At 70.9% G+C, this 3,112-nt stretch carries 2 protein-coding genes; one reads left to right on the top strand and one right to left on the bottom strand.

All coding sequences use genetic code 11. From position 1 onward, the window contains the following. Nucleotides 1-56 precede the first annotated feature (56 nt). Nucleotides 57-842 carry a glucosamine-6-phosphate deaminase gene (gene nagB / locus ACFWEP_RS33555; protein ID WP_387375917.1) on the bottom strand — a complete coding sequence of 262 codons (786 nt, stop codon included), beginning with the start codon at nt 840-842 and terminating at the stop codon, nt 57-59. Nucleotides 843-1,573: 731 nt separating this feature from the next. Between nagB and ACFWEP_RS33550 the strand changes: the two genes are divergently transcribed. After that, complete coding sequence (locus tag ACFWEP_RS33550; RefSeq protein ID WP_387375915.1) at nt 1,574-3,040, top strand: sensor histidine kinase; 1,467 nt, start codon at nt 1,574-1,576, stop codon at nt 3,038-3,040. Nucleotides 3,041-3,112 lie beyond the last annotated feature (72 nt).

Raw genomic sequence — 3,112 nt, 5'->3', positions numbered from 1 at the left:
GGGCCGGTCACACCTGGTGACCGGCCCCTCCTCCGTGCACGGGTGCCTCCGAGGGCCTACAGCCCCTGCCAGGAGGGCTTGGAGGCGAAGGTGTGGCGGAAGTAGTCGGCGAGCTTCAGCTTGGAGGCCGCCGCCTCGTCCACCACGACCGTCGCGCGCGGGTGCAGTTGGAGCGCGGAGGCGGGTACCACGGAGGCGACCGGCCCCTCGACGGTCAGCGCGACCGCGTCGGCCTTGCCCTCGCCGGTGGCCAGCAGGATGGCGTGGCGCGACTCCAGGATGGTGCCGATGCCCTGGGTGATGACGTGGTGCGGCACCTGGTCGATGTCGTCGTCGAAGAAGCGGGCGTTGTCCACCCGGGTCTGCTCGGTCAGCGTCTTGATCCGGGTGCGCGAGGCGAGCGAGGAGCAGGGCTCGTTGAAGCCGATGTGCCCGTCCGTGCCGATGCCGAGCAGCTGGAGGTCGACACCGCCGGCCTCGGTCAGCGCCCTGTCGTAGGCCTCGCAGGCGGCCTGGACGTCCACGGCGGAGCCGTCCGGGCCCATGAAGGAGGACTCGGTCAGGCCGAGAGGCTCCACGACCTCGCGCAGCACGACCGAGCGGTAGGACTCCGGGTGCCCGGCGGGGAGCCCGACGTACTCGTCCAGCTGGCAGATCCGGGCGCGGGAGGCGTCCACCGCTCCGGTGCGCACCTTTTCGGCCAGGGACCGGTAGATGGGCAGCGGGGTCGAGCCGGTGGCGACGCCGAGCAGGGCGTAGGGCTTGCGGCTCAGCAGCGCGCCCATGGCCTCCGCGATGAGCTCGCCGCCTGCCGCTGCGTCCGGGACGATGACAACTTCCACGCTGTGCCTGCCGATCTGATCAATGACGACGTATGTGGTATAGACCAATCTGGTCCAAATTTAACAGAGTTCCACGCCCCGGGAACAGGTGCCGTCCGCTTTCGGGTCATCGCCCGGTGGCTGGTCGCGGGACGTCGTGCGGCGGCGGTCGACTTGAGTCAATTGTCCGCAGATGCGGAGGGCGCGCGACCCGGACCCGAGCCCCGCGGGCGGGGCGGGCCGGAAGTGGCGGGCCGGTGCGGGCAGGACCAGGGCCGGAGCGAGACCCGGGGCGGGACCGGACGTGAAGCCGGTCGGGGGGCGTCGTGCGGGCGGAGAGAGGCCGCGCGCGAACGGGTGCGAGGTGCCGTGCGGGGGCGTCGTGCCCGACCCGCGGGCCGCGGCACCGGGAGGGACCCTCAGCCCGCCCGGTACCGCAGCCCGGAGCTGCTCGGCCGGCGGTGTGCGGTGCCTCCGACCGTACGAGGCGCCGGCGCGATCAGGGCAGAGAGCGCGGGTGCCTCGGTCCGTCCTCCTGTGCGGGGAGGGCGGAGGTTCTTGTTTCTGTATTGTGGACTAGACCATTTGTCGGTGTCCATGCGTCTGCGGTATCGATTCTGCCGACGCGGTACCGATTCTCGTGGTGCGGCGCCGTTCTGTATACGGCGTCCCCGCCGCCGGGGGCGGGGACGGGCCCCGGCTCGGTTCGGAACCTCTCGGTATCCACGGGTACGCTCGCACATGTGCCCTCCATGAACGACCTCGTCCGCCAGCACACAGCCCTGAGCGACACCGATCTCGAATGGCTCCACCTGCTGGTCTCGGAGTGGCAGCTGCTCTCCGACCTGTCCTTCGCCGACCTCGTCCTCTGGGTTCCGACCCGGGACGGGACCCGGTACGTCTCCGTCGCGCAGATGCGTCCCAACACCGGCCCGACCTCCTACCAGGACGACATGGTCGGCCATCTGGTGCCGCGCGGCCGCCGCCCGCTGCTGGACGCCGCCCTGGACGAGGGGCGGATCGTGCGCGAGGGCGACCCGGAGTGGCGGGAGGAAGTGCCGGTACGCGTCGAGGCCATCCCGGTCCGCCGCGAAGGCCGCATCCTCGGCGTCATCGCGCGCAACACCAATCTGCTGACCGTGCGGACCCCTTCCCGACTGGAACTCACCTACCTCCAGTCCGCCGCCGACCTCGCCCAGATGATCGCCGCGGGGGCCTTCCCCTTCCCGGGCCAGCAGGTCGACATGGACGCGTCCCCGCGCGTCGGCGACGGGCTCATCCGGCTCGACGCCGACGGGATCGTGCAGTACGCCAGTCCCAACGGCCTCTCCGCCTACCACCGGCTGGGCCTCGCCTCCGACATCGTCGGTCTCCACCTCGGTCAGACCACCGCCGACCTCGCGCCGTCCCGGGGGCCGGTGGACGAAGCCCTGGCCAAGGTCGCGAGCGGCTACGCCCCCCGCGAGTTCGAAGTGGAGTGCGCCAGCGGCGTCATCCAGTTCCGGGCGATCCCGCTCAAGCCCAAGGGGGTCCGGATCGGGTCGTTGGTGCTTCTCCGGGACGTCACGGAACTGCGGCGCCGTGAACGTGAGTTGATAACCAAGGACGCGACCATCCGGGAGATCCACCACCGGGTCAAGAACAATCTCCAGACGGTGGCCGCCCTGTTGCGTCTCCAGGCCCGCCGGATGGACTCCGTACGAGGGCGAGAGGCGCTCAACGAGGCGGTGCGGCGCGTCGGTTCGATCGCCATCGTTCATGAGACGTTGTCCCAGAATCTGGACGAGCGCGTCGAGTTCGACGAGATCGCCGACCGGGTCATCTCCATGGTCGCCGAGATCTCGCCCGGCAAGGTCACCTGCCGGCGCACCGGACGCTTCGGGGTCCTGGATGCGGACGTGGCCACTCCGCTTTCCATGGTGCTCACCGAAGTCCTGCAGAACGCCCTGGAGCACGCGTTCAGCGAGGGCGACAGCGGCACGGTCGAGGTCTCCGCGGTGCGGGGCGGATCGTCCCGGGACGGCCGGCTGCTCATCACCGTGCAGGACGACGGATGCGGTCTCCCCGAGGGCTTCGACCCCCGTAAGGCCGGCAACCTGGGACTCCAGATCGTGCGCACGCTGGTCGAGGGCGAACTGGGCGGCAGCTTCGACATGGTGCCCGCCCCGGAACGTGGCACCCAGGTGCTGCTCGACCTCCCGGTCAGCGCCGACCGGTAGGACCCGACTCGGAGCGGCCCCCGGCAGCCGGGGGCCGCACGGCATACCGAAAGGCCCGGACCGTGGTGACGG

The organism is Streptomyces sp. NPDC060198 (assembly GCF_042728415.1).
GTDB lineage: Bacteria > Actinomycetota > Actinomycetes > Streptomycetales > Streptomycetaceae > Streptomyces.
The sequence above is the reverse complement of the archived record's forward strand: the minus strand, read 5'-3'. Positions and strand labels throughout refer to the sequence as shown.

What these genes read in the sequence shown, in the direction of transcription:
- ACFWEP_RS33550 (WP_387375915.1), top strand. Translation starts at nt 1,574, where the DNA reads ATGAACGACCTCGTCCGCCAGCACACAGCCCTGAGCGACACCGATCTC.